Below are 20,202 nucleotides of genomic sequence, written 5' to 3' on the forward strand. Positions count from 1 at the left end.
GAGAAAGGAAGCCAAGGGAAAGGGGCATCCGCGCACGCTGAAACGGCGCGGCCCTTTCCGCATACGAAGGACAAGACATGTTCAATTACCACAAAGTGGAAATCGAATGGGGCGGCCGCCCGCTCATTCTCGAAACCGGCAAGATCGCGCGTCAGGCTGATGGCGCGGTGCTGGCCACCTACGGCGAAACCAAGGTTCTCGCCACCGTCGTCTCGATGAAGGAGCCGAAACCCGGCCTCGATTTCTTCCCGCTGACGGTCAACTACCAGGAAAAGACTTACGCCGCAGGCAAGATCCCGGGTGGCTATTTCAAGCGGGAAGGCCGTCCGAGCGAGAAGGAAACGCTGGTTTCCCGCCTGATCGACCGCCCGATCCGCCCGCTCTTCGCCGAAGGCTACAAGAACGACACCCAGATCGTCGTCACTGTCGTCCAGCACGATCTCGAAAATGATCCGGACATCCTGTCGATCGTCGCCACCTCCGCCGCCCTGACCTTGTCCGGCGTGCCGTTCATGGGCCCGGTCGGCGGCGCCCGCGTCGGCTACATTAACGGCGAATATGTGCTCAACCCGCACGTCGACGAGATGCAGGAATCGAAGCTCGACCTGGTCGTCGCCGGCACCGCCGACGCCGTGCTGATGGTCGAGTCCGAAGCCAAGGAACTCGGCGAGGACCTTATGCTCGGCGCCGTCATGTTCGGCCACAGGGGCTTCCAGCCGGTGGTCGACGCGATCATCAAGCTGGCTGAAGTCGCGGCCAAGGACCCGCGCGACTTCACCGCGCCGGACTATTCCACACTTGAAGCCGAGATGCTCAAGATCGTCGAAGGCGAGCTTCGCGACGCCTACAGGATCACCGACAAGCAGAAGCGCTATGCCGCCGTCGACGCCGTCAAGGCGAAGGTCAAGGCCGCGTTCGCGCCGGCAGAAGGCGAAGAGGCCAAATACACGTCCGAACAGATCGGCACCGTATTCAAGGAACTCCAGGCCAAGGTCGTACGCTGGAACATCCTCGACACCGGCTCGCGCATCGACGGCCGCGACCTGAAGACGGTCCGCAAGATCGTCTCGGAAGTCGGCGTCCTGCCGCGCACGCACGGCTCGGCGCTGTTCACCCGTGGCGAGACCCAGGCGCTGGTCGTCGCCACGCTCGGCACCGGCGAGGACGAACAGTATGTCGATTCGCTGACCGGCATGTACAAGGAGAAGTTCCTCCTGCACTACAACTTCCCTCCCTATTCGGTCGGTGAAACCGGCCGCATGGGTTCGCCGGGCCGCCGCGAAATCGGTCACGGCAAGCTCGCCTGGCGCGCCATCCGGCCGATGCTGCCGACCGCCGACCAGTTCCCCTATACGTTGCGCGTCGTTTCGGAGATCACCGAGTCCAACGGGTCGTCCTCGATGGCTACCGTCTGCGGCACCTCGCTGGCTCTGATGGACGCGGGCGTGCCGCTTGCCAAGCCGGTCGCCGGCATTGCGATGGGCCTGATCAAGGAAGGCGAGCGCTTCGCCGTGCTCTCCGACATTCTTGGCGACGAGGACCACCTCGGCGACATGGACTTCAAGGTTGCCGGCACCGCCTACGGCATCACCTCGCTGCAGATGGACATCAAGATCGAGGGCATCACCGAGGAGATCATGAAGATCGCGCTTGATCAGGCCAAGGAGGGCCGTCAGCACATTCTCGGCGAAATGGCCCACGCGCTGTCCGGCGCGCGTGCCGAACTCGGCGAGTTCGCACCGCGCATCGAGGTCATGCACATCCCGACCGACAAGATCCGCGATGTGATCGGCTCGGGCGGCAAGGTCATCCGCGAAATCGTCGAAAAGACCGGTGCCAAGATCAACATTGAGGATGACGGCACGGTCAAGATCGCTTCGGCCAACGCCAAGGAGATCGAGGCGGCGAAGAAGTGGATACACACCATCGTCGCTGAGCCGGAAGTCGGTGAGATCTACGAAGGCACGGTCGTCAAGACCGCCGACTTCGGCGCTTTCGTCAACTTCTTCGGCCCACGTGACGGTCTCGTCCACATCTCGCAGCTCGCCAATGATCGTGTCGCCAAGACCTCCGATGTCGTCAAGGAAGGCGACAAGGTCTGGGTCAAGCTGATGGGCTTCGACGAGCGCGGCAAGGTCCGCCTGTCGATGAAGGTCGTCGACCAGGCCACCGGCAAGGAAATCGCTCGCGACAAAAAGAGCGAAGGCGAAGAAAACGCCGCCTAAGCTGATCTAACTATGCAATCGAAGCGGGCGCGCCGGAAGGTCGCGCCCGTTTGCATTCAACAACAGCCTTGCAGTTCAAGAGTGGTGAATGTCCGCCGAGCCGCTGAAGACGCTTTTCCATCCATTCGAGGCAGGGGCTGTGTCCCTGCCTCGAAAGGATGAATGCATTCTCTTTCTCGGTGCCGAGCCCGGCTTTCGCTTACCCGAAGGCTTCGATGCCAAGCTTCATCTCGTCCAAGGCTTCAGGCCGCATTTTCGTGCCTTGCGGGCATCCGGCTTCACTGTCACGCCGCAGGTCGAAGGCGAGGCTTTCGACACGGCATTTGTGCTCGCCGGCCGCCATCGCGGCCAAAACGAGTTGCGCGTCGCCGAAGCGGTCAAACGCGTGGTACCAGGCGGGTTGATCGTCGTCGCCGGCGGCAAGGACGATGGCATCGCCAGCCTGCGCAAGCATGTCGGCGCCCTTGTGCGGCTCGAAGGCCACCTGCCGAAACATCACGGCATTGCCTTCTGGTTTCGCCGGCCGACCGATACCGTTGCCGCGGCAACGCTTCGCGCCGCCAATCCGGACTTGGTGGTCGAGGACCACTTCCGCACGGCCCCAGGCATGTTTTCCTTCGACAAGATCGATGCGGGATCGAAGCTGCTGGTCGAAAATCTGCCCAACGATCTGCGTGGCAGTGTTGCGGATTTCTGTGCAGGTTGGGGCTATGTCGCTGCCGAGGTCGCCGCCCGCTCACCCGGCATATCGGCACTTGACCTTTACGAAGCGGATTTCGAGGCGCTGGAGGCGGCCAAAACCAATGTCGGCAACACAGGCGTGGAGCCACGTTTCTTCTGGACAGATCTTTTGAGCGAACCGGTGGAGCGCCGCTACGATGTGGTCGTCATGAACCCGCCCTTTCACCGCAGCCGGGCGACTGAGCCGGAAATCGGTGCCGGTATGATCCGCGCGGCAGGCAAAGCGCTGAAGCCGGGCGGCCGGTTGTTCATGGTGGCAAACCGTCAGCTTCCCTACGAACCGGTGCTGGCGGCCGCCTTCTCCACCCATGCGGAGCTCGCCCGTGACGGCATGTTTAAGGTCTTCTCGGCGCGACGCTGAAACGCTGCGGCGCAAGCCGGCGACACGTCACTCGCGCTATTCCCGTCCGGCGTCAGTCTGCTTCAACTCGTCAAGCGTCGGCATGGACACGATGTGATAGCCGGAATCGACATAGTGGATTTCGCCGGTGACGCCGGAGGACAGGTCGGACAGCAAATAGAGCGCGGAGCCGCCGACTTCGTCGATCGTCACCGTACGGCGTAGCGGCGAATTGCGCTGCTGGTAGGAGAACATGTGGCGTGCGTCGGAAATCCCGGCGCCCGCAAGCGTCCGTACCGGTCCCGCCGATATGCCGTTCACCCTGATGCCGCGCGGGCCGTAGTCGTTGGCTAGATAGCGCACGCTGGCCTCCAGCCCGGCCTTGGCAACACCCATGACGTTGTAGTTCGGCATGACGCGAACCGAACCCGCATAAGTCAGCGTGATCATCGAGCCGCCGTCCTTCATCAACGTGGCGGCGTGGCGGGCGACCTCGGTGAAGGAATAGCAGGAGATCACCATGGTGCGGATGAAATTGTCGCGGCTGGTGTCGGCGTAGAGGCCTTTCAGCTCGTTCTTGTCGGAAAAGCCGATGGCGTGAACGATGAAGTCCAGCCCGCCCCACGCCTTGCCCAAGGTCTCGAAGGTGGCGGCGACCGACGCGCTGTCCTCGACGTCGCAAGGCACCACCAGCGATGCGCCCAGCTTCTCGGCGAGCGGCTTGACCCGGCGTCCGAAGGCGTCGCCCTGATAGGTGAAGGCGAGTTCCGCGCCATGTTCGGACAGTTTGCGGGCGATACCCCAGGCAATGGAATGATCGTTGGCGACACCCATGACAAGCCCGCGCTTGCCGTTCATCAATCCGTCCATGGTCGGCAAATCCTTATGCGGAATAGCGCTGGAAAATCAGCGTAGCGTTGGTGCCACCGAAACCGAACGAATTGGACAAAACAGTGTCGATCCTTGCGTCGTCGATGCGCTTGCGCACGATCGGCATGCCTTCGAATTCCGGATCGAGGTTCTCGATGTGGGCGCTCTCGCCGATGAAGCCGCCTTGCATCATCAGGATCGAGTAGATCGATTCCTGCACGCCGGCCGCACCTAGCGAATGGCCGGTCAGCGATTTCGTCGATGTGATGAAAGGCATTTCCTCTCCGAACACCTCGCGGATGGCGCCCATTTCCTTGGAGTCGCCGACCGGCGTCGAGGTGCCGTGCGTATTGATGTAGTCGACTGGTGAAGTGACGGTCGCCATTGCCTGTCGCATGCAGCGTGCCGCGCCTTCGCCCGATGGCGCCACCATATCGTAGCCGTCCGATGTGGCGCCATAGCCGACGATCTCGGCATAGATCTTGGCGCCGCGCGCTTTTGCGTGCTCGAGCTCTTCAAGAATCAGCACGCCGGCGCCGCCGGCAATGACGAATCCGTCGCGATCGACGTCGTAGGCGCGTGAGGCGACCGATGCCCTGTCGTTGAACTTGGACGACATGGCGCCCATGGCATCGAAAAGATCCGACATTGTCCAGTCGAGATCCTCATGGCCGCCGGCGAAGACGATGTCCTGCTTGCCCCACTGGATCAGCTCGTAGCCATTGCCGATGCAATGCGCAGACGTCGAGCAGGCCGATGAGATGGAATAGTTGACGCCGTGGATCTTGAACCAGGTGGCAAGCGTCGCCGACGCGGTCGACGACATCGCTTTTGGCACCGCGAACGGGCCGATCCGCTTGGGGCTGCCGTTTTTGATCGTGGTCTCGGCCGCCTCGACGATTGCACGGGTCGACGGTCCGCCGGAGCCCATCACGATGCCGGTGCGCTCGTTGGTGATGTCGGTCTCGTCGAGGCCGGCATCTGCGATCGCCTGGTCCATCGCGACATGGTTCCAGGCAGCACCCTGCGACAGGAAGCGCATGGCGCGACGGTCGATCATGCCCGATGGATCCAGCGTCGGCGCACCCCACACCCGGCAACGGAAGCCATGCTCGGCGAAAGAATCGGAGAAGCTGATGCCGGATCTGGCATCGTGCAGCGAGGTCTGCACCTCGTTGGCATTATTGCCTATCGACGACACGATGCCGAGACCTGTGACTACGACCCGTCTCATTCGCAACTCCTTCCAGCGCGGACCTCCGAAACCTGAAATCGATTTCCGGAACGGAACCATGCGCAAAATTAAAGTGCTACAGCGTCCTTTGGACGTCCAAGGCGTGGCACTGTAGGGTCTTCGTTCAGACGGCGGCCGATTGCTTGGAAAGACCGACCTTCAGATCCGTTGCCGCATATATGGGCTCGCCATCTGCCTTCAGCCAGCCATCGGCGATACCAAGCACAAGCCGACCGCGCATCACCCGCTTGAAGTCGACGCCATACTCCACCTTCTTGACCGTTGGCGTGACCATGCCTTTGAACCTCACCTCACCGGTCGACAGTGCCATCCCCTTGCCGGGTTCACCGAGCCATCCGAGATAGAACCCCGTCAACTGCCACATGGCGTCCAGGCCCAGGCATCCCGGCATGATCGGATTGCCGATGAAATGGCAGGCGAAAAACCACAAATCCGGCTTGATATCGAACTCCGCGCGGATGAAACCCTTGTCGAACGCACCGCCGGTTTCGCTGATCTCGGTGATGCGGTCGAACATCAGCATCGGCGGATAGGGCAGCTGCGCATTTCCCGGTCCGAACAGCTCGCCGCGGGCGCAGGCAAGCAATTCCTCGTAACCGTAGCTGGATTTCGAACCCGCCATCAATCTCGTCCCCGTGATCGTCCCGGGCGAAAGGCGCCCTTGTCGGTGGTTTCCTAACACAATCTGTTTCAGGCCGGAAACCGGCGTTTGCGCTTAACCTGCCCGTCTGCCCGGGTCAATGCGGGCTATTGATCGCATTCGGTCGACAGAATATATGTCAGGACACGTCCAGTTTCGGCAGATGCTCAATTTCTGCCATTTTGGACGTGTCTGAGGCGGAACTGTGAGCGCGACGGATAGATGGATCTGGGTTGCCGGAAGGATAATGTCGCTGTGGACAAGCGGGTTCGCGAGGCCGGTCTGAGGCCGACACGCCAGCGCATCGCGCTGGCCGATCTCCTTTTCGCCAAGGGCGACCGCCATCTTTCGGCCGAGGAACTGCACGAGGAGGCGCTTGCCGCCGGCGTGCCGGTGTCTCTGGCCACCGTCTACAATGCTCTGCACCAGTTTACCCAGGCCGGTCTTCTGCGCATCCTTGCCGTCGAGGGATCGAAGACTTATTTCGACACCAACACCTCCGATCACCATCATTTCTATATCGAGGGCGAAAACAGGATCTTCGATATCGACAGCGGCCCGGTGACGGTTTCCAACCTGCCGGAACCGCCGGAAGGCATGGAGATCGCCAATGTCGATATCGTGGTGAGACTGCGTCCGAAACGCTGCGACTGACCGGCGCCTTATGAAATTCCTGGATTTGACCCTCCGGCTCGAATGGGTCGCAGTCGCGGTGGCGACTCTTGTTTTCTATGCGATCGCTGGTGTTTCCTGGTGGTTATTTGCCGTGCTCATTCTGGCGCCCGACCTGTCGATGCTGGGCTACATGGCCGGGCCGCGCGTCGGGGCCGTCGCCTACAACGCCTTGCACATAATGATCTTGCCCGTTCTGCTGGCGCTTGTCGGCAACGTCTTTGACAAGGCAATGGCGATGGCTGTTGCGCTGATCTGGATCGCCCACATCGCCGTTGATCGCGCTCTGGGATAGGCTTGAAGCTGTCGAGCAGCTTCCAGGATACCCATCTCGGCCGCATCGGCCGCTAAACTATCCCCGAACCGAAGATCAGCGAAACAAGTGCCGGATCCGGTGCTTGCCGTGCTGGCCCGACCTGCGGTCCAGAAACGTCAGTTCTTGACCTTTTCGCCGGGATAGGCACCCCAGACGAGCGACTGCGCGAGCCAGCCGGTATGACCGTCGAAGGTCATTTCGCACCACTGGCCATCGCAGGACTTGATCGTGCCCATCACCCCCGGTTCGAGGATCGCGATGACGCCAGCATCTTTTGCCGGATCGTCTAGGAGGTTGACGCGAGCGTCCTTGCCGCGCTGCCAGGGGGCGACGATCGCCGTGCGGCGGCCCGAAAGCAGCGACTGATTGATCCAGCCTTCCGAGCCGTCGGCATCGCGCACACGGCGCCACGTATCGAACTCCTGGATGATCTCCATCGGCAGGCCTGGCTTCATATACATCCAGTCGACGGAATAATTGACGCCCGGCCCAACGCGCGAGTTGACGCGGCCGGATTTCAGGCTGACGAAGCGCGGCAGCGGCAAGCCGCTTGGTCCGAGCGTGACGCTCTGGGCGGGTGCCGCGGCACTTTGCGCCATCACCAGTGGGCTATGGATGAGAGCGCCGAGGAATGCTGCACTGAGGGTCAGGCGGAGCGACGCGAAACCAGACACTTTCGTTCCTTTCGGCGCCGGCCCATCCGCCTTCGCCCCTTTTTCTTTGTCTTCGGCGGAACCGCTTGTTACATGAATGACCGGTACCGCGATCGGCTCTCAGTTTCGCCGTTCTTGGTTAAAGAGGTCTCAACGAGATCGGGTTCGAGGAAACAATGGCAGGCAAAAAGAAGCCCCTCGTCATCATCACGCGCAAATTGCCCGACCCGGTCGAGACCCGCATGCGCGAGTTGTTCGACGCCCGCTTGAATGTCGAGGACAGGCCGATGACGCAGCCGGAATTGGTGGCGGCGGTCAAGGAGGCCGACGTGCTGGTGCCGACCGTGACCGACAATATCGATGCGGCGCTGATTGCCCAGGCTGGCGACAACCTCAAGCTGATCGCCAATTTTGGCAATGGCGTTGACAAGATCGATGTTGCCGCAGCGGCCAAGAAAGGCATCTCCGTCACCAACACGCCGAACGTGTTGACCGAAGATACGGCCGACATGACCATGGCGCTAATGCTGGCCGTGCCGCGGCGGCTGGCCGAAGGCGCCAACGTGCTGACCGGCGACAAGAAATGGGCGGGCTGGTCGCCGACTTGGATGCTCGGCCGGCGCATCTGGGGCAAACGGCTCGGCATTGTCGGCATGGGTCGCATCGGCACCGCCGTCGCCAGGCGCGCCAAGGCCTTTGGCCTCTCGATCCACTACCACAACCGCCACCGCGTGCTTCCGGCAATCGAGGACGAGTTGGAAGCGACATATTGGGAAAGCCTCGACCAGATGCTCGCCCGCATGGACATTATCTCGGTCAATTGCCCATCGACACCGGCAACCTTCCACCTGCTTTCGGCGCGGCGGCTGGCGCTTCTGCAACCGTCAGCTTACATAGTCAACACCGCGCGCGGCGATATCATCGATGAGGAATCGCTGGTCAAGCTCATCCATGACGGCAAGATCGCCGGCGCCGGCCTCGACGTCTACGAGCACGAGCCGGCGCTGAACAGCAAGCTGCTGAAACTTGCCCACAAAGGCAAGGTCGTGCTGTTGCCGCATATGGGCTCGGCGACCCTCGAAGGCCGTATCGACATGGGCGAGAAGGTAATCATCAACATCCGCGCCTTCTTCGACGGTCATCGCCCGCCCGACCGCGTGCTGCCGCTGAGGGCGTGACCTGCCATCGCGCCGGCATGGTCTTGCCGCGGCAACCGCGCGTTCGTCTTTGGATAGCGTTTGCCTACGGGAAGCATCTTGCGCATGGTGATTGAGGTCGGCCGGTCGTAGCCCTTGTGCGCCGTCCGTTCGGTTTCACGAAAACCGAGGCGGGCAAAGGCTGCGTGATTTCCGGTCAGCTCGATCCGGGTCTGGAGCTCTATGGCGGTCCTGTTGTGGCTGCGGGCAAGATCTTCGACGGCCTGCAGCAGCTGTTTTCCAATGCCTTGTCCCTGAAGAACCGGCTCGACCGCGAGCTTTCCAATATAGAAGTCGTGTGCGCGCTTCAGGACGAAGACGCAACCGACGATCTCGTTTTCCTTCAGCGCCAGGAATGCTGTCTCCTCCAGCGCTCTAGCCCTGAGATTTTCGACGGTGAGCTGATGCGCCGAGGACGGCGGGTCAATAACCCCGTCCATGAAGGCGAAGGCGCGCATGATCAGAGCCAGGACCTCGTCCCAACGGTTAAAATCGGCCGCAAGCTGCACAATGAAGACCTCGGCAGGCTGGCTCACGGGCTGGTTCGCTTGTAGCGGATCGTGTCGAAGCGTGCGGCCAGCGCATCGTAGAGCAGCAGTCGCCCGACCAGCGGCTCCCCGATCCCGGTGATCAGCTTGATCGCTTCCATTGCTTGCAGCGTGCCGATGACCCCGGTCAGCGCGCCGACAATGCCGGCCACCGCGCAGGACGGCACCAGTCCCGGCGGCGGTGCTTCGGGAAAAAGATCGCGGTAGCTTGGGTTCGACTTGCCGTCCGGGCCGGTCTCGAAAGGCTTCAGTACGGTGACCGAGCCGTCGAAGCGGCCAACGGCGGCATGCACGAGCGGCCGGCTTTCGGCGGCGCAGGCGTCGGCCACTGCGTAGCGTGTTTCGAAATTGTCGGAGCCGTCAACGACGATGTCATAACGGGCGATGAGAGCAGGGGCGGTGTCTGCGGTCAGCCTGAAATTGTGCGCTTCCACGACGACGTTTGGATTGATGCGGGTGATCGCAGCCTTGGCACTGTCGGTTTTTGCCATGCCGACCATGTCCGTGCCGTGAATCACTTGTCGTTGCAGGTTGGAAAGGGAGACGCTGTCGTCATCGACGATACCGAGCGCGCCAACGCCCGCAGCGGCGAGATATTCGAGCACCGGCGCACCCAATCCGCCGGCGCCGATGACCAGCACCCGCGCCCGCTTTAGCCGCTGCTGGCCGGCGCCGCCGATTTCGGGCAGCACTATGTGGCGGGCGTAGCGTTCGAGCTCTTCGTCGGTAAGGGCGGCTGCGATCATCCCCGGACCTTACAACGGAGGAAAAAACTTGTCAGGCATCAATACGTGCCGCTCGGAAATGCGCCATGGCCGAAGGTCAAATGGTCGGCCTGACCTTACCGTGATCCACGGTCAGGAACTGCGCTCGTCCCTTGAGGCTGTCAAACAACGCGGCGTCGGTCCCGGTCATGAAAGCCTGGCAGTTCAGTTCCTCCAGGATCGAGAACAAGGCCGCCCGTCTACCGCCGTCGAGATGGGCGGCAATCTCGTCGAGCAGCAGGATCGGCGTCATGCCCGATATTTCGCCGGTTAGCCGCGCATGCGAAAAGACGATGCCGACCAGCAGCGCCTTCTGCTCGCCGGTCGAACAGAGCTCGGCTGGCATCGCTTTGGGCCGGTGGCGCACCACGAGGTCGGTACGGTGCGGGCCGTCGAGCGTGCGCCCGGCGGTGCGGTCGCGGTCGCGCCCCTGGGCAAGCGCGCGACGGAACCGTTCCTCTACGTCGACGGCCGGTAAAATACCGATTTCGCCTTCCAGTTCGCCCGAGATGCCGATGTCGGCTTGCGGAAACGGTCCGTCGCCGGGCAGCCGGTCGATCATGGCGGCGAGCAGGCGCACCAGTTCGGCACGCGCAGCGGCAATTGCCACGCCGGTCTCGGCCATTTGCATCTCGATCGCATCGAACCACGCACTGTCGCGCGAACCGTCGGCGAGCAGCCTGTTGCGGCCGCGCATTGCCTTTTCGTAGTCAAGCGCGCGCTGGCCGTGGCCGGGATCGATCGCAAGCACCAGCCGATCGAGGAAGCGCCGACGATCGGCCGCCGGCCCGGGGAACAGGCCGTCCATAGCCGGTGTCAACCAGACCACGCGCAGCCATTCCAGCATGTCTTCGGCCGAGCGTGCCGCCGCGCCGTTGATCCGCACTCGCCGGCCGCCTTCGCCGTCGCTGCCCGCTATTCCGGTACCGATCTCGACCTGGCCTTCCGGCCCGTCAAGCCGGGCATGCAGCGCAAAGCCACCGTCGCCGCCTTCGCGCGCCACCTCGGCATAGGGTGCGCGGCGCAGGCCGCGGCCAGGCGTGAGCAGCGAGATCGCTTCAAGCAGATTGGTTTTTCCGGCGCCATTGTCGCCGGAGAAAACCACGGCGCCGGGATCAAGGTCGATTGCCAACGCCGCATAGTTGCGGAAATTCGTAAGTGTGAGCTTACTTATGTAGGTCTGCTGCGGTTTTGCAGATTTGGTCACGACAGCAAGATGGCCCTGTTCGGGCCCTACACCCGCATCGGCATCAGCACGTAGAGCGCGGTCTCGTCGGCCATGTCGTGGATCAGCGTCGGGGAACCGGCATCCGCCAGCATGAACTTCGCCTCGGTGCCGGTCAGTTGCGCGGCAACGTCGAGCAGGTATTTGGCGTTGAAGCCGATCTCGATCGGATCAGACGAATAGTCGGCCGCCAGTTCCTCGGTGGCACTGCCCGAATCCGGGTTGTTGACCGCAAGCGTGACCTGTCCTTCGGCGATCGAAAGCTTCACCGCCCGGCCGCGTTCGGACGAAATGGTCGAAACGCGATCGACGGCAGCGGCGAAACTCTGGCGATCGATAATCAGCTTCTTGTCGTTGCCGGTCGGAATGACGCGCTGGTAGTCCGGGAAAGTGCCGTCGATCAGCTTGGAGGTCAAGATAACGCTGCCGATGGTGAAACGGATCTTGGTGTCGGACAACTCGGTGGTGACTGCAACATCGGGATCGTCGACCAGCTTTTGCAACTCGCTGACCGTCTTTCGCGGGATGATGACGCCAGGCATACCCTCAGAGCCTGCCGGCGCATCGATCTCGGCGCGCGCCAGCCGGTGGCCGTCGGTCGCGACAGAGCGCAGCTTCAGCTTGCCGCCGGTCTCGTGCGTGTGCAGATAAATGCCGTTCAGATAATAGCGCGTCTCCTCGGTCGAGATGGCAAACTGGGTCTTTTCGATGAGGCCCTTTAGTCCGACGGAATCGAGCCGGAAAATATGCGAGAACGACCCGGCTGAAAGTTCGGGAAAGTCGGACTGCGGCAGACACTGCAGGCGGAAGCTCGAGCGCCCCGACGTCACCGTCATGGCGGTGCCGTCTTCGTCGGTCTTCAGCGCCACCTCCGCGCCGTCGGCAAGCTTGCGCACGATGTCGTAGAGCAGATGCGCCGGGACCGTTGTCGCCCCGCCGCGTTCGACCTTTGCCGGCGTCGCTTCGGTCACCTCCAGGTCGAGGTCGGTCGCCTTCATTTCAAGGCTGGCCCCCTCGGCGCTGAGCAGCACGTTCGACAGGATCGGAATGGTGTTGCGCCGCTCGACCACGCGGTGAACATGGTTGAGAGACTTCAGGAGATTTGACCGTTCCAGGATAACACGCATGACGAAACAGGCTCGCTTGAATGAATGAACGGGTCTCCGGCAAGCGGCGCCCCGCGAAAGGTCTGAACAGGCTCAGAATCTGCGTAAACTGACAGGAAAAACCCGGCAAACGCAAGCCCGCGCCACCGGTTCGGACCGGCTGCGCGGGCTTTCTGGGGATAAAAAGGCCGAAGTTCGCGAGCCGGCGTTTTTCGGGCCATCAGGCCTGGTCGTTGATCAGCCTTCTCAGCAATTCGAGTTCCTGCGCCAGTGTGTTGTCGGCACCGGAAAGATCCTCGATTTTGCGCACCGCATGCAGCACGGTCGTATGGTCGCGGCCGCCGAACCGCCGCCCGATCTCCGGGAGCGAGCGCGGCGTCAACACCTTCGACAGATACATAGCGACCTGCCGTGGCTTGACGATGGTGCGTGTGCGCCGGTTGGACAGCAGTTCGGTCTTCGACACGTTATAGTGGCGCGCGACGATGCGCTGGATGTCCTCGATACGCACCCGCTTGGGTTCGCCCGAACGATAGATGTGGCCAAGGATCTCATCGATGCGGTCGATGGTAATCTGCGGTTCGAAGGATTGGCGAAACAAAAGCTGGTTGAAGGCACCTTCGAGCTCGCGCCCGCTGCCGGTCACCGTGCGGGCGACGTGGTTGAGGATCTCTTCGGAAATATCGAGCGACGCATCGTCGAGCTTGGCGGTGGCAAGCCTGAGCTTGAGCATACCGATGCGCATGGCGAAATCCGGGGCTGACATTTCCAGCGCGACGCCGCCGTTGAGGCGCGAGCGGACGCGAGGCTCCAGCGACTCCAATTCCGACGGCGGCCGGTCGGCAGCGACCACCACTTGCTTGGCGCTGTCGAGCAGCATGTTGATCAAATGGCAGAATTCGTGCTGGATCGACTTGCCCTGCAGGAACTGCATGTCGTCGATGATGAGGAGGTCGATGTCGCGCAGCTGTTCTTTCAGCGTCAGTGCGTTGTTGTCGCGGATCGCGGTGGCGAACCTCCACATGAAATACTCAGCCGTAAGATAGACGACCCGCGATTTCGGATTCTGCTTCAGCGATTCTGCGGCGATCGCCTGCAACAGATGCGTTTTGCCCAGCCCGACCGTCGCGTGAAGAAAGAGCGGATTGAAACGCACCGCGCTCGACTGCGATTCCGCGACCGCCTTGGCGGCGGCAAATGCCACTCGGTTCGATGGTCCTTCGATGAAGGAGGTGAAAGTGTAGCGTGGATCGAGCGGCGAACCGAGAACATTGTGCCGGAACTCGGTTTCTGCCGGCATCCCCGGGCGGGGTGCCGGGACCCGTTCGACCCTGCTGGGGCTCGCCGTGCCGGCAGAGAGCGCGGTTTGCGTCTGCCTGGTCATCTTGCGCGCCGGCGCAACTTCTGGCTCGACGCTGTTGCGGCCCTGCCGTGTGGCAGTACGAACCACGATCTCGATCTTGAGGATCTCCGGATCCTCGTGCTTCCACAACTCGGTGATGAGATCGAGATAGTGGCCGTTGATCCATGAACGCAGGAATGCGGTTGGCACTGAGATGCGGACAATGCCCTTAGAGGATTCAGCGACCTTCATGCGCCCGAACCAGCTCGAATAGACCTCGGTTCCCAGACGCGCCTTCAACTGGGCCTTGACCCGATCGAACTTCTGTTCAGCTTCATTGGAAGCCGCCATGTCGTTCCTTCCGACTAACGTTCCAGGAAATGGGAGGTCGCCTGTAAGCTCCCTTTCGATGCCGCCGCTCTGCATGATCGAGTTCCTTGTCTCTTGTACCTGTTTTCCGCCGGGGATGCGCCTCCTGCATCCATGTTTCCGGCGACCGTGTCTTCGCTGCGACACCATCGCCGCCGCCGGCTGATGAATCGCCTCGTTGTCGGTCCGGCGCCGAAGCGCCGATCCGCTTTGGTCATGTCAGGGCAACAAAATGCCGTCCGGCGAAAAACCGCCGGCGCACCGTCGACCTGCCATGTACAATTACGCCAGTCCCCTACCGTATCGAAAAGACAAACCAACCCCGTCCGCGGAGTTGAATCCGCGCTGTAAACTCTGCCAATTTGAGCTGGCCGGTTTCAGGCTGGTCAAGGGCCAAGGGCCCATCCCTTCGATCGACAGACATTACCGAAATCGCTGTGGATAGGGCAAGGCCACCCCTAACGGATTTTTAAGGAATCTGACTAGCAAGGGACGTTTCGAACGCCATGCTGCAATAGTTGATTTTGACAAAGCCATTGTGATTCAAACCCTTTTCCGGCGAATATGAAAAAGGCCACACAACGCGAAATTTTCTGAAATAATTCACTTGACAGCCAATTGTCGCCTATCGGCCGCAGCTGATGTGAACAAGCTGTGGATCACCATCGGTAAGCTTCTGAAAGGAAACGGTAATCCGTGACGCTCGGAAATTTTCGTATTGGCGGTTTCGGTGGTTCCGAATATGAGCGGGCATGTATATGCCGGCAAAGCATTTCGAACTTTGAAATGCTCGCGGAGCGCCATTTTGCGGGCTTTCTTTTAAGTACTTGCCGGCAAACGAAAAAACCCGGCGCGATTGGCCGGGTTTGAAGTAGCGCAGTTCAGGAATGGATATATCAGGCTGACAGCACCTTGACCCGTTGGGCCAACCGCGACACCTTGCGCGATGCCGTGTTCTTGTGCACCACGCCCTTGGTGGCGGCGCGCATCAGTTCCGGCTCGGCCACCTTGAAGGCAGCCTGTGCGGCCGCCTTGTCGCCAGCCGCGAGCGCCTCTTCGACCTGGCGGATGTAGGTTCGGACGCGGGAGCGGCGGTTCTTGTTGATCGCTGCGCGACGGGCGATCTTGCGCGTTGCCTTTTTGGCCGAGGAGGTATTGGCCATGGTGCCTCTCTTCTGATCTGGTGGGCGCTTGCGGGATACCGCGGGGCGCAAAAAACAAACGGGCAGCCACAGGCCGCCTCGGTTGGTGCGGCTTATAGTTCAGCTTTTCCGGCACGTCAACGCTGCAGTGTTTTCTTTTTGACCGGTGCCCTCGTCATCTCATCGGTTCGTGAAATTCGGCTTCCGCTTGCCGGTGAAGGCCGCCATGCCTTCCTTCTGGTCATCCAGCGCAAACAGCGAATGAAACAGCCGGCGCTCGAACCGTAGACCCTCGGTGAGCGTCGTCTCATAGGCGCGGTTGACGGCCTCCTTCGCCATCATCACCGACGGCAAGGAAAAATCGGCGATCTTCGCTGCTGCCTTAAGCGCTTCCTCGATCAACTCGCCGGCTGGCACGACGCGCGAGACAAGGCCGGAACGCTCGGCCTCGGCTGCGTCCATCATTCGCCCCGTCAGGCACATATCCATCGCCTTCGACTTGCCGACAAAGCGGGTCAGGCGCTGCGATCCGCCCATGCCGGGCATGACGCCCAGCGTGATCTCGGGTTGGCCAAACTTGGCGGTGTCGGCGGCGATGATGAAGTCGCACATCATCGCCAGTTCGCAGCCGCCCCCCAGCGCATAGCCCGCCACCGCCGCGATGATCGGCTTTCGTGCCCGCGTAAATTCTTCCCAGCCGACGAAGAAATCCTGCACATAAGCATCCACGTAGGAGATCGACTGCATTTCCTTGATATCGGCACCTGCCGCGAAAGCCTTCTCCGAACCAGTGATGACCATGGCGCCAATGTCGGCATTGGCGCCCATGCTGTTCACCGAGGCGACCAGTTCCGCCAGCACTTGTGAATTCAGCGCGTTGAGCGCCTGCGGCCGGTTCAGCGTAATCAGCCCGACCTTGCCGCGGGTTTCGACGATGATGGTTTCATAGCCCATGCTTTGCTCCTCCTCGCTTCTGGTTTAAGCCTGACAGGCCCGGCAGTGGAAAGTCGAACGACCGCTTTGCACGATACGCTCGATGTGGCCGCCACAACCAGGCTTGGAGCAGGCTTCGCCCTCGCGATCGTAAACCGCGAAGGAATGCTGGAAGTAGCCCAGCGATCCATCGGTCTGCATATAGTCGCGCAACGACGAGCCGCCGGCGGCGATCGCATCGGCGACGACCGAGCGGATAGCTTCGGCCAGGCGTTCGCTCTGCTCTTTGGCTTTCTTGCCGGCTCTCGCGAGGGTGTCCGCTTCGCGCAGCGGCGACAGGCCGGCCCGCCAAAGCGCTTCCGAGACGTAGATATTGCCTAGCCCGGCAATTAGCCTCTGGTCCAGAAGTGCCGCTTTCAGCGGTGACTTGCGACCTTTCAGCAACGAAGCGAGCAGCGTGCCGTCCAGTGCGTTGCCTGTAGGCTCGACGCCTAATCCGGCCAGCATCGGATGCATGTCGGGCTCGCCTTCCGAAAACAGCATGAACCCGAAGCGGCGCGGGTCGTTGAAGATCACGCGAGAGCGGACGCCGGCAGGGGATGCGATGTCGAAGACGACGTGATCGTGAGCAGTGTTTTTCGAACGTTCGTGGTGGAACGTGCCGGGCGTTGCGCTCTCGTCGGCCGTTTCGATGCGAAACGAACCCGACATGCCGAGATGGCAGATCAGAACCGGGCCGTTGTCCATGTGCATTGTCAGATATTTGGCACGGCGGCCGAGCGCCGCAATCGTCTTGCCGGTCAGCCGCTCCGAAAATTTCACGGGGAACGGAAACCGCAAATCCGGCCGGCGTGCCTCGACACCGACAATGCGGGCACCTTCAAGGGCCGGCTGCAGACCGCGCCTGACCGTCTCTACCTCCGGCAGCTCAGGCATGGCCGCCTATCATCGCATGGAAGGAGGTGCCGTAAGGGCCGCGCGCCAGCCCGAGATGTTCGGCCACGGTTTCGCCGATGTCGGCAAATGTCATCCTCAGTCCGATGTCTGCGCCTTTGAAACCCGGCCGTGTCCCGATAACCGGAATCCGCTCGCGCGTGTGGTCTGTGCCGCGCCACGTCGGATCGTTGCCGTGATCGGCGGTCAAAATGAGCAGATCGCCTGACCTCAGCCGTGCGAATGCCTCGGGCAGGCGCCGGTCGAACGCCTCGAGCGCGGCGGCATACCCCGCAACGTTGCGCCGATGCCCGAACTCGGTGTCGAAATCGACAAAGTTCGCGAAGACGAGGTCGCCGTCGCGGGCGTCTTCCATGGCGCCAAGCGCTTTGTCGAACATCGCCATGTTGCCGGCAGCCTTGCGGACTTCCGAGATGCCCCGGTGGGCGAAAATGTCGCCGATCTTGCCGACCGCGATAACCCGGCTGCCGCGCGCCGTCAGACGGTCGAGCAGCGTCGGTTCCGGCGGCGGTACGGCATAGTCGCGACGATTATGCGTTCGCTCGAACGTGGCGGCGGTTTCACCGATGAACGGCCGTGCTATGACGCGGCCGATATTCAGCGGATCGACGAGCCTGCGCACCACCTTGCAGAACTCGTAAAGCCGTTCCAGGCCGAAATGAACCTCATGCGCGGCGATCTGCAGGACGGAGTCGATCGAGGTGTAGCAGATCGGCTTGCCGGTGCGGATATGGTCATCGCCGAACCGTTCGATAATCTCGGTGCCCGGAGCATGGCAATTGCCGAGGATGCCAGGCACCTTCCCTTCACGCACCATTGCTTCGGTCAACTCGGCCGGAAAGGCGGGAATCGCGTCCGGGAAGTAACCCCAGTCGAAACGGACCGGCAGGCCGGCTATTTCCCAATGGCCCGATGGCGTGTCCTTGCCGCTCGAAACCTCTTGGGCCGCGCCGTGAAAGGCGGCGGCAAGCGGCGCACTGCCGGCATTCTCGAACCTGAAACCCGTCGCCGTTGCCGCCGCCTGGCCGAGGCCGAGCGCAAGCATGTTTGGTACAAGAAGGGGCCCGTCACGCAGGCCTTCGCGATCGGCGCGGCCTTCCGCGCAGGCCCGCGCGATGTGTGCGAACGTATTGGAGCCGGTGTCGCCATAGCGTTCGGCGTCGGCCGCGCCGCCGATGCCGAAGGAGTCGAGGACAAAAAGGAAGGCGCGTGCCATCGAAAGGTTCATCATTCCTGTGTGTGGGCTCAGACATAGGGTTCCGCGCCGCCATTGGCAATTCGGAAACCCAAACAGCACGGTTGGCATGCTGGTCCCGGAGAGACGAATCGCGGCATGGTCGATCTGCGGATGGAAATGCGCGGCGCGGAGCTCGCATGAGGCTTGCCATGACAGCATTCGCCGCCGTACTGGCTTTGCTGCTGGAGGGGTCTTGCGCAAACCTGGCGCGCGCCGATGGCGCTATGTTATCGGAACGTTCCGTATCGGTATCGTCGCCGAACCGTTGCCGGTCCGAGGGACGATGTGCCGGCTGCAGCCATCGTGCGTGTAGTCTCGGCCCGCGGTTGCAAGCAATAGCAACAGACCGGTTAGCGGGCTTCAGGCGTCAGCAATCGCTGCACGGAATGGTCGGGCTCCTGCGCGGCCGCAGATAATAAGTTTCCGCCATCGATATCGAATTGAAGACCGAGCTCAACCCGAACCGGCTTTGGCCGTCCGCCGACCAGGTGATAATTGGCTTGTAGGCGAGATCGCTCTCGACCCGAATGAGGAAAGTGCCTTTGATCTTGAGCGCGCTCGGGACCGTTGTGGTGGAATCCTTGACAGCGTCGAGACTAGAGACGCCATCCACCAGTTTGCGCGACCACACGACCAGGACTTTCGGCGTCGTCTCGTTCGTCACCTGTATCGCCGTGATAATGATCTTCGGTTTCGAGCGGTTGTAGGGCTGGAGCGTGGAACTGCCGATCGCCATGATAGCATCGACATCGGCCGCCTTGATGGTCTGCTGCTGTGTGACGAGGTCCGCTACCATGCTGCCGATGCGGCTGACCTTCTTGCTGGTCTCGATGGCTTGCGAGGCCTCCATTGTCATAAAGTACATGATCAACAGGACAGGCACGATGAGGGCAAACTCGACGGCCGCAATACCGCGGCGGTCCGAGCAAAGCCGGACTGTTCTTGTACAAATCCCTGCGATGCCCAACTGTGCCACCGCACGAATCATGGCTTTGCCCTTTTCAAGCGACTAGGTGGTTCAGTTTTCGAAAGGCTCGTTCTGCCAAGTGATCGAGGCGAAATGCAGCGTTTTGCCGTCCTTCAGATTGGCCATCGATTTGGCCATGAAGTCGGTCATCACCGGCCATTTGTAAAAAACCCGCAGCATGTTTCTCGACTCCGCCGGGCCCGGTGCGACCGTGAAGGTCTGTGTGCTCGTGCCCTTGGTCAGCACGACGTCGCCATCCTGGATCTTGAAACCGGCCAGCGCCGCATCGGCGAAGGTCGGGTATTCGCGCAAGTCCACCAGCAATCCGGGACAGGTCTTGGCGACCATGATCTCCAATTTGGTGCAGATCATATCCCGCAGCTTGGTGCCGGACACATCGGCCGGTCTTAGCTGGCCGGTACGCAACTGGCGCGCGATGTCGTCTGTGGCGTTTGCCATCACTTCCTGTGCGGCAAATGAAATGCAGCTCTCCAGGATGGCGAATACAAGAAGCGCGAAAGGAATTGCAAGCATGGCGAATTCGATTGCCGTGCTTCCGCGGCGGTCGCCCAAAAACCGTCTTGGAGAACCTGCTCGTCCAGCCTTGCTCATGTCCTCTGCCCGCCGATGCCGCTTCTGTATCGGTCCTACCCTTAGTCGGAACCGATTGAAGTCCGGTTGGAATGACCGTTAAATTCAACGGGAAG

The 20,202-nt window shown here is 61.5% G+C and carries 18 protein-coding genes and 2 pseudogenes; 5 read left to right on the forward strand and 15 right to left on the reverse strand.

Annotated features, from left to right (window positions below; all coding sequences use genetic code 11):
• Positions 1 to 77: 77 nt before the first annotated feature.
• Both pnp and NKH98_RS00570 read left to right on the forward strand, forming a co-directional pair.
• Positions 78 to 2,225, forward strand: a complete 2,148-nt coding sequence (pnp, locus tag NKH98_RS00565) for a polyribonucleotide nucleotidyltransferase (protein WP_352895875.1) — start codon at positions 78 to 80, stop codon at positions 2,223 to 2,225.
• A gap of 88 nt (positions 2,226 to 2,313) precedes the next feature.
• Positions 2,314 to 3,327 carry a class I SAM-dependent methyltransferase gene (locus NKH98_RS00570; RefSeq protein WP_352895878.1) on the forward strand — a complete coding sequence of 338 codons (1,014 nt, stop codon included), beginning with the start codon at positions 2,314 to 2,316 and terminating at the stop codon, positions 3,325 to 3,327.
• A gap of 36 nt (positions 3,328 to 3,363) precedes the next feature.
• Here the strand turns inward: NKH98_RS00570 and fabI are convergent, their stop codons facing one another.
• From fabI to fabA, 3 genes are all read right to left on the reverse strand, one after another.
• Positions 3,364 to 4,176 (reverse strand): enoyl-ACP reductase FabI, encoded by an 813-nt coding sequence (fabI, locus tag NKH98_RS00575; RefSeq protein WP_352475969.1) that lies wholly within the window; start codon positions 4,174 to 4,176, stop codon positions 3,364 to 3,366.
• A 13-nt stretch (positions 4,177 to 4,189) separates the two neighbouring features.
• Complete coding sequence (fabB, locus tag NKH98_RS00580) at positions 4,190 to 5,410, reverse strand: beta-ketoacyl-ACP synthase I (protein WP_352475968.1); 1,221 nt, start codon at positions 5,408 to 5,410, stop codon at positions 4,190 to 4,192.
• A 124-nt stretch (positions 5,411 to 5,534) separates the two neighbouring features.
• Entirely contained in the window at positions 5,535 to 6,053 is a 519-nt protein-coding gene (gene fabA / locus NKH98_RS00585) for a 3-hydroxyacyl-[acyl-carrier-protein] dehydratase FabA (RefSeq protein ID WP_352506149.1), read from the reverse strand.
• A 240-nt stretch (positions 6,054 to 6,293) separates the two neighbouring features.
• Between fabA and irrA the strand changes: the two genes are divergently transcribed.
• Together irrA and NKH98_RS00595 are read left to right on the forward strand one after the other, a co-directional pair.
• On the forward strand, positions 6,294 to 6,725 hold the full coding sequence (gene irrA / locus NKH98_RS00590) for an iron response transcriptional regulator IrrA (RefSeq protein WP_023676913.1): 432 nt from the start codon (positions 6,294 to 6,296) through the stop codon (positions 6,723 to 6,725).
• Positions 6,726 to 6,735: 10 nt separating this feature from the next.
• Positions 6,736 to 7,094, forward strand: a pseudogene (locus NKH98_RS00595) (DUF4260 domain-containing protein).
• 81 nt (positions 7,095 to 7,175) lie between these two features.
• On the opposite strand, the gene NKH98_RS00600 reads toward NKH98_RS00595, so the two are convergent.
• Positions 7,176 to 7,733, reverse strand: a complete 558-nt coding sequence (locus NKH98_RS00600) for an SH3 domain-containing protein (protein WP_023676915.1) — start codon at positions 7,731 to 7,733, stop codon at positions 7,176 to 7,178.
• Between the two features lie 155 nt (positions 7,734 to 7,888).
• Here NKH98_RS00600 and NKH98_RS00605 point away from each other — a divergent pair, with 155 nt between their 5' ends.
• On the forward strand, positions 7,889 to 8,890 hold the full coding sequence (locus tag NKH98_RS00605) for a 2-hydroxyacid dehydrogenase (RefSeq protein ID WP_352895881.1): 1,002 nt from the start codon (positions 7,889 to 7,891) through the stop codon (positions 8,888 to 8,890).
• A gap of 71 nt (positions 8,891 to 8,961) precedes the next feature.
• Here the strand turns inward: NKH98_RS00605 and NKH98_RS00610 are convergent.
• From NKH98_RS00610 to NKH98_RS00660, 11 genes and pseudogenes are all read right to left on the reverse strand, one after another.
• A pseudogene (locus NKH98_RS00610) lies at positions 8,962 to 9,444 on the reverse strand (GNAT family N-acetyltransferase); the annotation flags it as partial.
• A complete protein-coding gene (locus NKH98_RS00615; RefSeq protein WP_352895884.1) occupies positions 9,441 to 10,202 on the reverse strand; it encodes a molybdopterin-synthase adenylyltransferase MoeB in 762 nt (253 codons plus the stop codon). The gene NKH98_RS00615 and the pseudogene NKH98_RS00610, both read right to left, overlap by 4 nt.
• A gap of 76 nt (positions 10,203 to 10,278) precedes the next feature.
• On the reverse strand, positions 10,279 to 11,427 hold the full coding sequence (recF, locus tag NKH98_RS00620) for a DNA replication/repair protein RecF (RefSeq protein ID WP_352895887.1): 1,149 nt from the start codon (positions 11,425 to 11,427) through the stop codon (positions 10,279 to 10,281).
• Between the two features lie 26 nt (positions 11,428 to 11,453).
• A complete protein-coding gene (dnaN, locus tag NKH98_RS00625; RefSeq protein WP_352895890.1) occupies positions 11,454 to 12,572 on the reverse strand; it encodes a DNA polymerase III subunit beta in 1,119 nt (372 codons plus the stop codon).
• A 199-nt stretch (positions 12,573 to 12,771) separates the two neighbouring features.
• Positions 12,772 to 14,319, reverse strand: coding sequence for a chromosomal replication initiator protein DnaA (dnaA, locus tag NKH98_RS00630; protein WP_502894179.1), 1,548 nt, complete (start codon positions 14,317 to 14,319; stop codon positions 12,772 to 12,774).
• A gap of 839 nt (positions 14,320 to 15,158) precedes the next feature.
• Positions 15,159 to 15,425 (reverse strand): 30S ribosomal protein S20, encoded by a 267-nt coding sequence (gene rpsT / locus NKH98_RS00635; protein ID WP_023676922.1) that lies wholly within the window; start codon positions 15,423 to 15,425, stop codon positions 15,159 to 15,161.
• A 159-nt stretch (positions 15,426 to 15,584) separates the two neighbouring features.
• Complete coding sequence (locus NKH98_RS00640; protein WP_254816283.1) at positions 15,585 to 16,358, reverse strand: enoyl-CoA hydratase; 774 nt, start codon at positions 16,356 to 16,358, stop codon at positions 15,585 to 15,587.
• 24 nt (positions 16,359 to 16,382) lie between these two features.
• Positions 16,383 to 17,273, reverse strand: a complete 891-nt coding sequence (gene mutM / locus NKH98_RS00645) for a bifunctional DNA-formamidopyrimidine glycosylase/DNA-(apurinic or apyrimidinic site) lyase (RefSeq protein ID WP_352895893.1) — start codon at positions 17,271 to 17,273, stop codon at positions 16,383 to 16,385.
• Positions 17,266 to 18,507, reverse strand: a complete 1,242-nt coding sequence (locus tag NKH98_RS00650) for a phosphopentomutase (RefSeq protein WP_352895896.1) — start codon at positions 18,505 to 18,507, stop codon at positions 17,266 to 17,268. The genes mutM and NKH98_RS00650 overlap by 8 nt, the downstream gene beginning before the upstream one ends.
• A gap of 388 nt (positions 18,508 to 18,895) precedes the next feature.
• On the reverse strand, positions 18,896 to 19,516 hold the full coding sequence (locus tag NKH98_RS00655; RefSeq protein WP_352751491.1) for a TadE/TadG family type IV pilus assembly protein: 621 nt from the start codon (positions 19,514 to 19,516) through the stop codon (positions 18,896 to 18,898).
• 30 nt (positions 19,517 to 19,546) lie between these two features.
• Positions 19,547 to 20,107 (reverse strand): TadE/TadG family type IV pilus assembly protein, encoded by a 561-nt coding sequence (locus NKH98_RS00660; protein ID WP_352751493.1) that lies wholly within the window; start codon positions 20,105 to 20,107, stop codon positions 19,547 to 19,549.
• Positions 20,108 to 20,202 lie beyond the last annotated feature (95 nt).

It is taken from the genome of Mesorhizobium sp. M0833, assembly GCF_040319905.1.
Taxonomy (GTDB): Bacteria; Pseudomonadota; Alphaproteobacteria; order Rhizobiales; family Rhizobiaceae; genus Mesorhizobium.

Coding starts and splice junctions, on each gene's coding strand:
- pnp (WP_352895875.1), top strand. CDS start 78: ATGTTCAATTACCACAAAGTGGAAATCGAATGGGGCGGCCGCCCGCTC.
- mutM (WP_352895893.1), bottom strand. CDS start 17,273: ATGCCTGAGCTGCCGGAGGTAGAGACGGTCAGGCGCGGTCTGCAGCCG.
- fabA (WP_352506149.1), bottom strand. CDS start 6,053: ATGGCGGGTTCGAAATCCAGCTACGGTTACGAGGAATTGCTTGCCTGC.
- NKH98_RS00650 (WP_352895896.1), bottom strand. CDS start 18,507: ATGGCACGCGCCTTCCTTTTTGTCCTCGACTCCTTCGGCATCGGCGGC.
- NKH98_RS00640 (WP_254816283.1), bottom strand. CDS start 16,358: ATGGGCTATGAAACCATCATCGTCGAAACCCGCGGCAAGGTCGGGCTG.
- NKH98_RS00570 (WP_352895878.1), top strand. CDS start 2,314: ATGTCCGCCGAGCCGCTGAAGACGCTTTTCCATCCATTCGAGGCAGGG.
- NKH98_RS00655 (WP_352751491.1), bottom strand. CDS start 19,516: ATGATTCGTGCGGTGGCACAGTTGGGCATCGCAGGGATTTGTACAAGA.
- irrA (WP_023676913.1), top strand. CDS start 6,294: ATGGATCTGGGTTGCCGGAAGGATAATGTCGCTGTGGACAAGCGGGTT.
- rpsT (WP_023676922.1), bottom strand. CDS start 15,425: ATGGCCAATACCTCCTCGGCCAAAAAGGCAACGCGCAAGATCGCCCGT.
- dnaA (WP_502894179.1), bottom strand. CDS start 14,319: ATGCAGAGCGGCGGCATCGAAAGGGAGCTTACAGGCGACCTCCCATTT.
- NKH98_RS00615 (WP_352895884.1), bottom strand. CDS start 10,202: ATGATCGCAGCCGCCCTTACCGACGAAGAGCTCGAACGCTACGCCCGC.
- fabB (WP_352475968.1), bottom strand. CDS start 5,410: ATGAGACGGGTCGTAGTCACAGGTCTCGGCATCGTGTCGTCGATAGGC.
- NKH98_RS00660 (WP_352751493.1), bottom strand. CDS start 20,107: ATGAGCAAGGCTGGACGAGCAGGTTCTCCAAGACGGTTTTTGGGCGAC.
- dnaN (WP_352895890.1), bottom strand. CDS start 12,572: ATGCGTGTTATCCTGGAACGGTCAAATCTCCTGAAGTCTCTCAACCAT.
- NKH98_RS00605 (WP_352895881.1), top strand. CDS start 7,889: ATGGCAGGCAAAAAGAAGCCCCTCGTCATCATCACGCGCAAATTGCCC.
- fabI (WP_352475969.1), bottom strand. CDS start 4,176: ATGGACGGATTGATGAACGGCAAGCGCGGGCTTGTCATGGGTGTCGCC.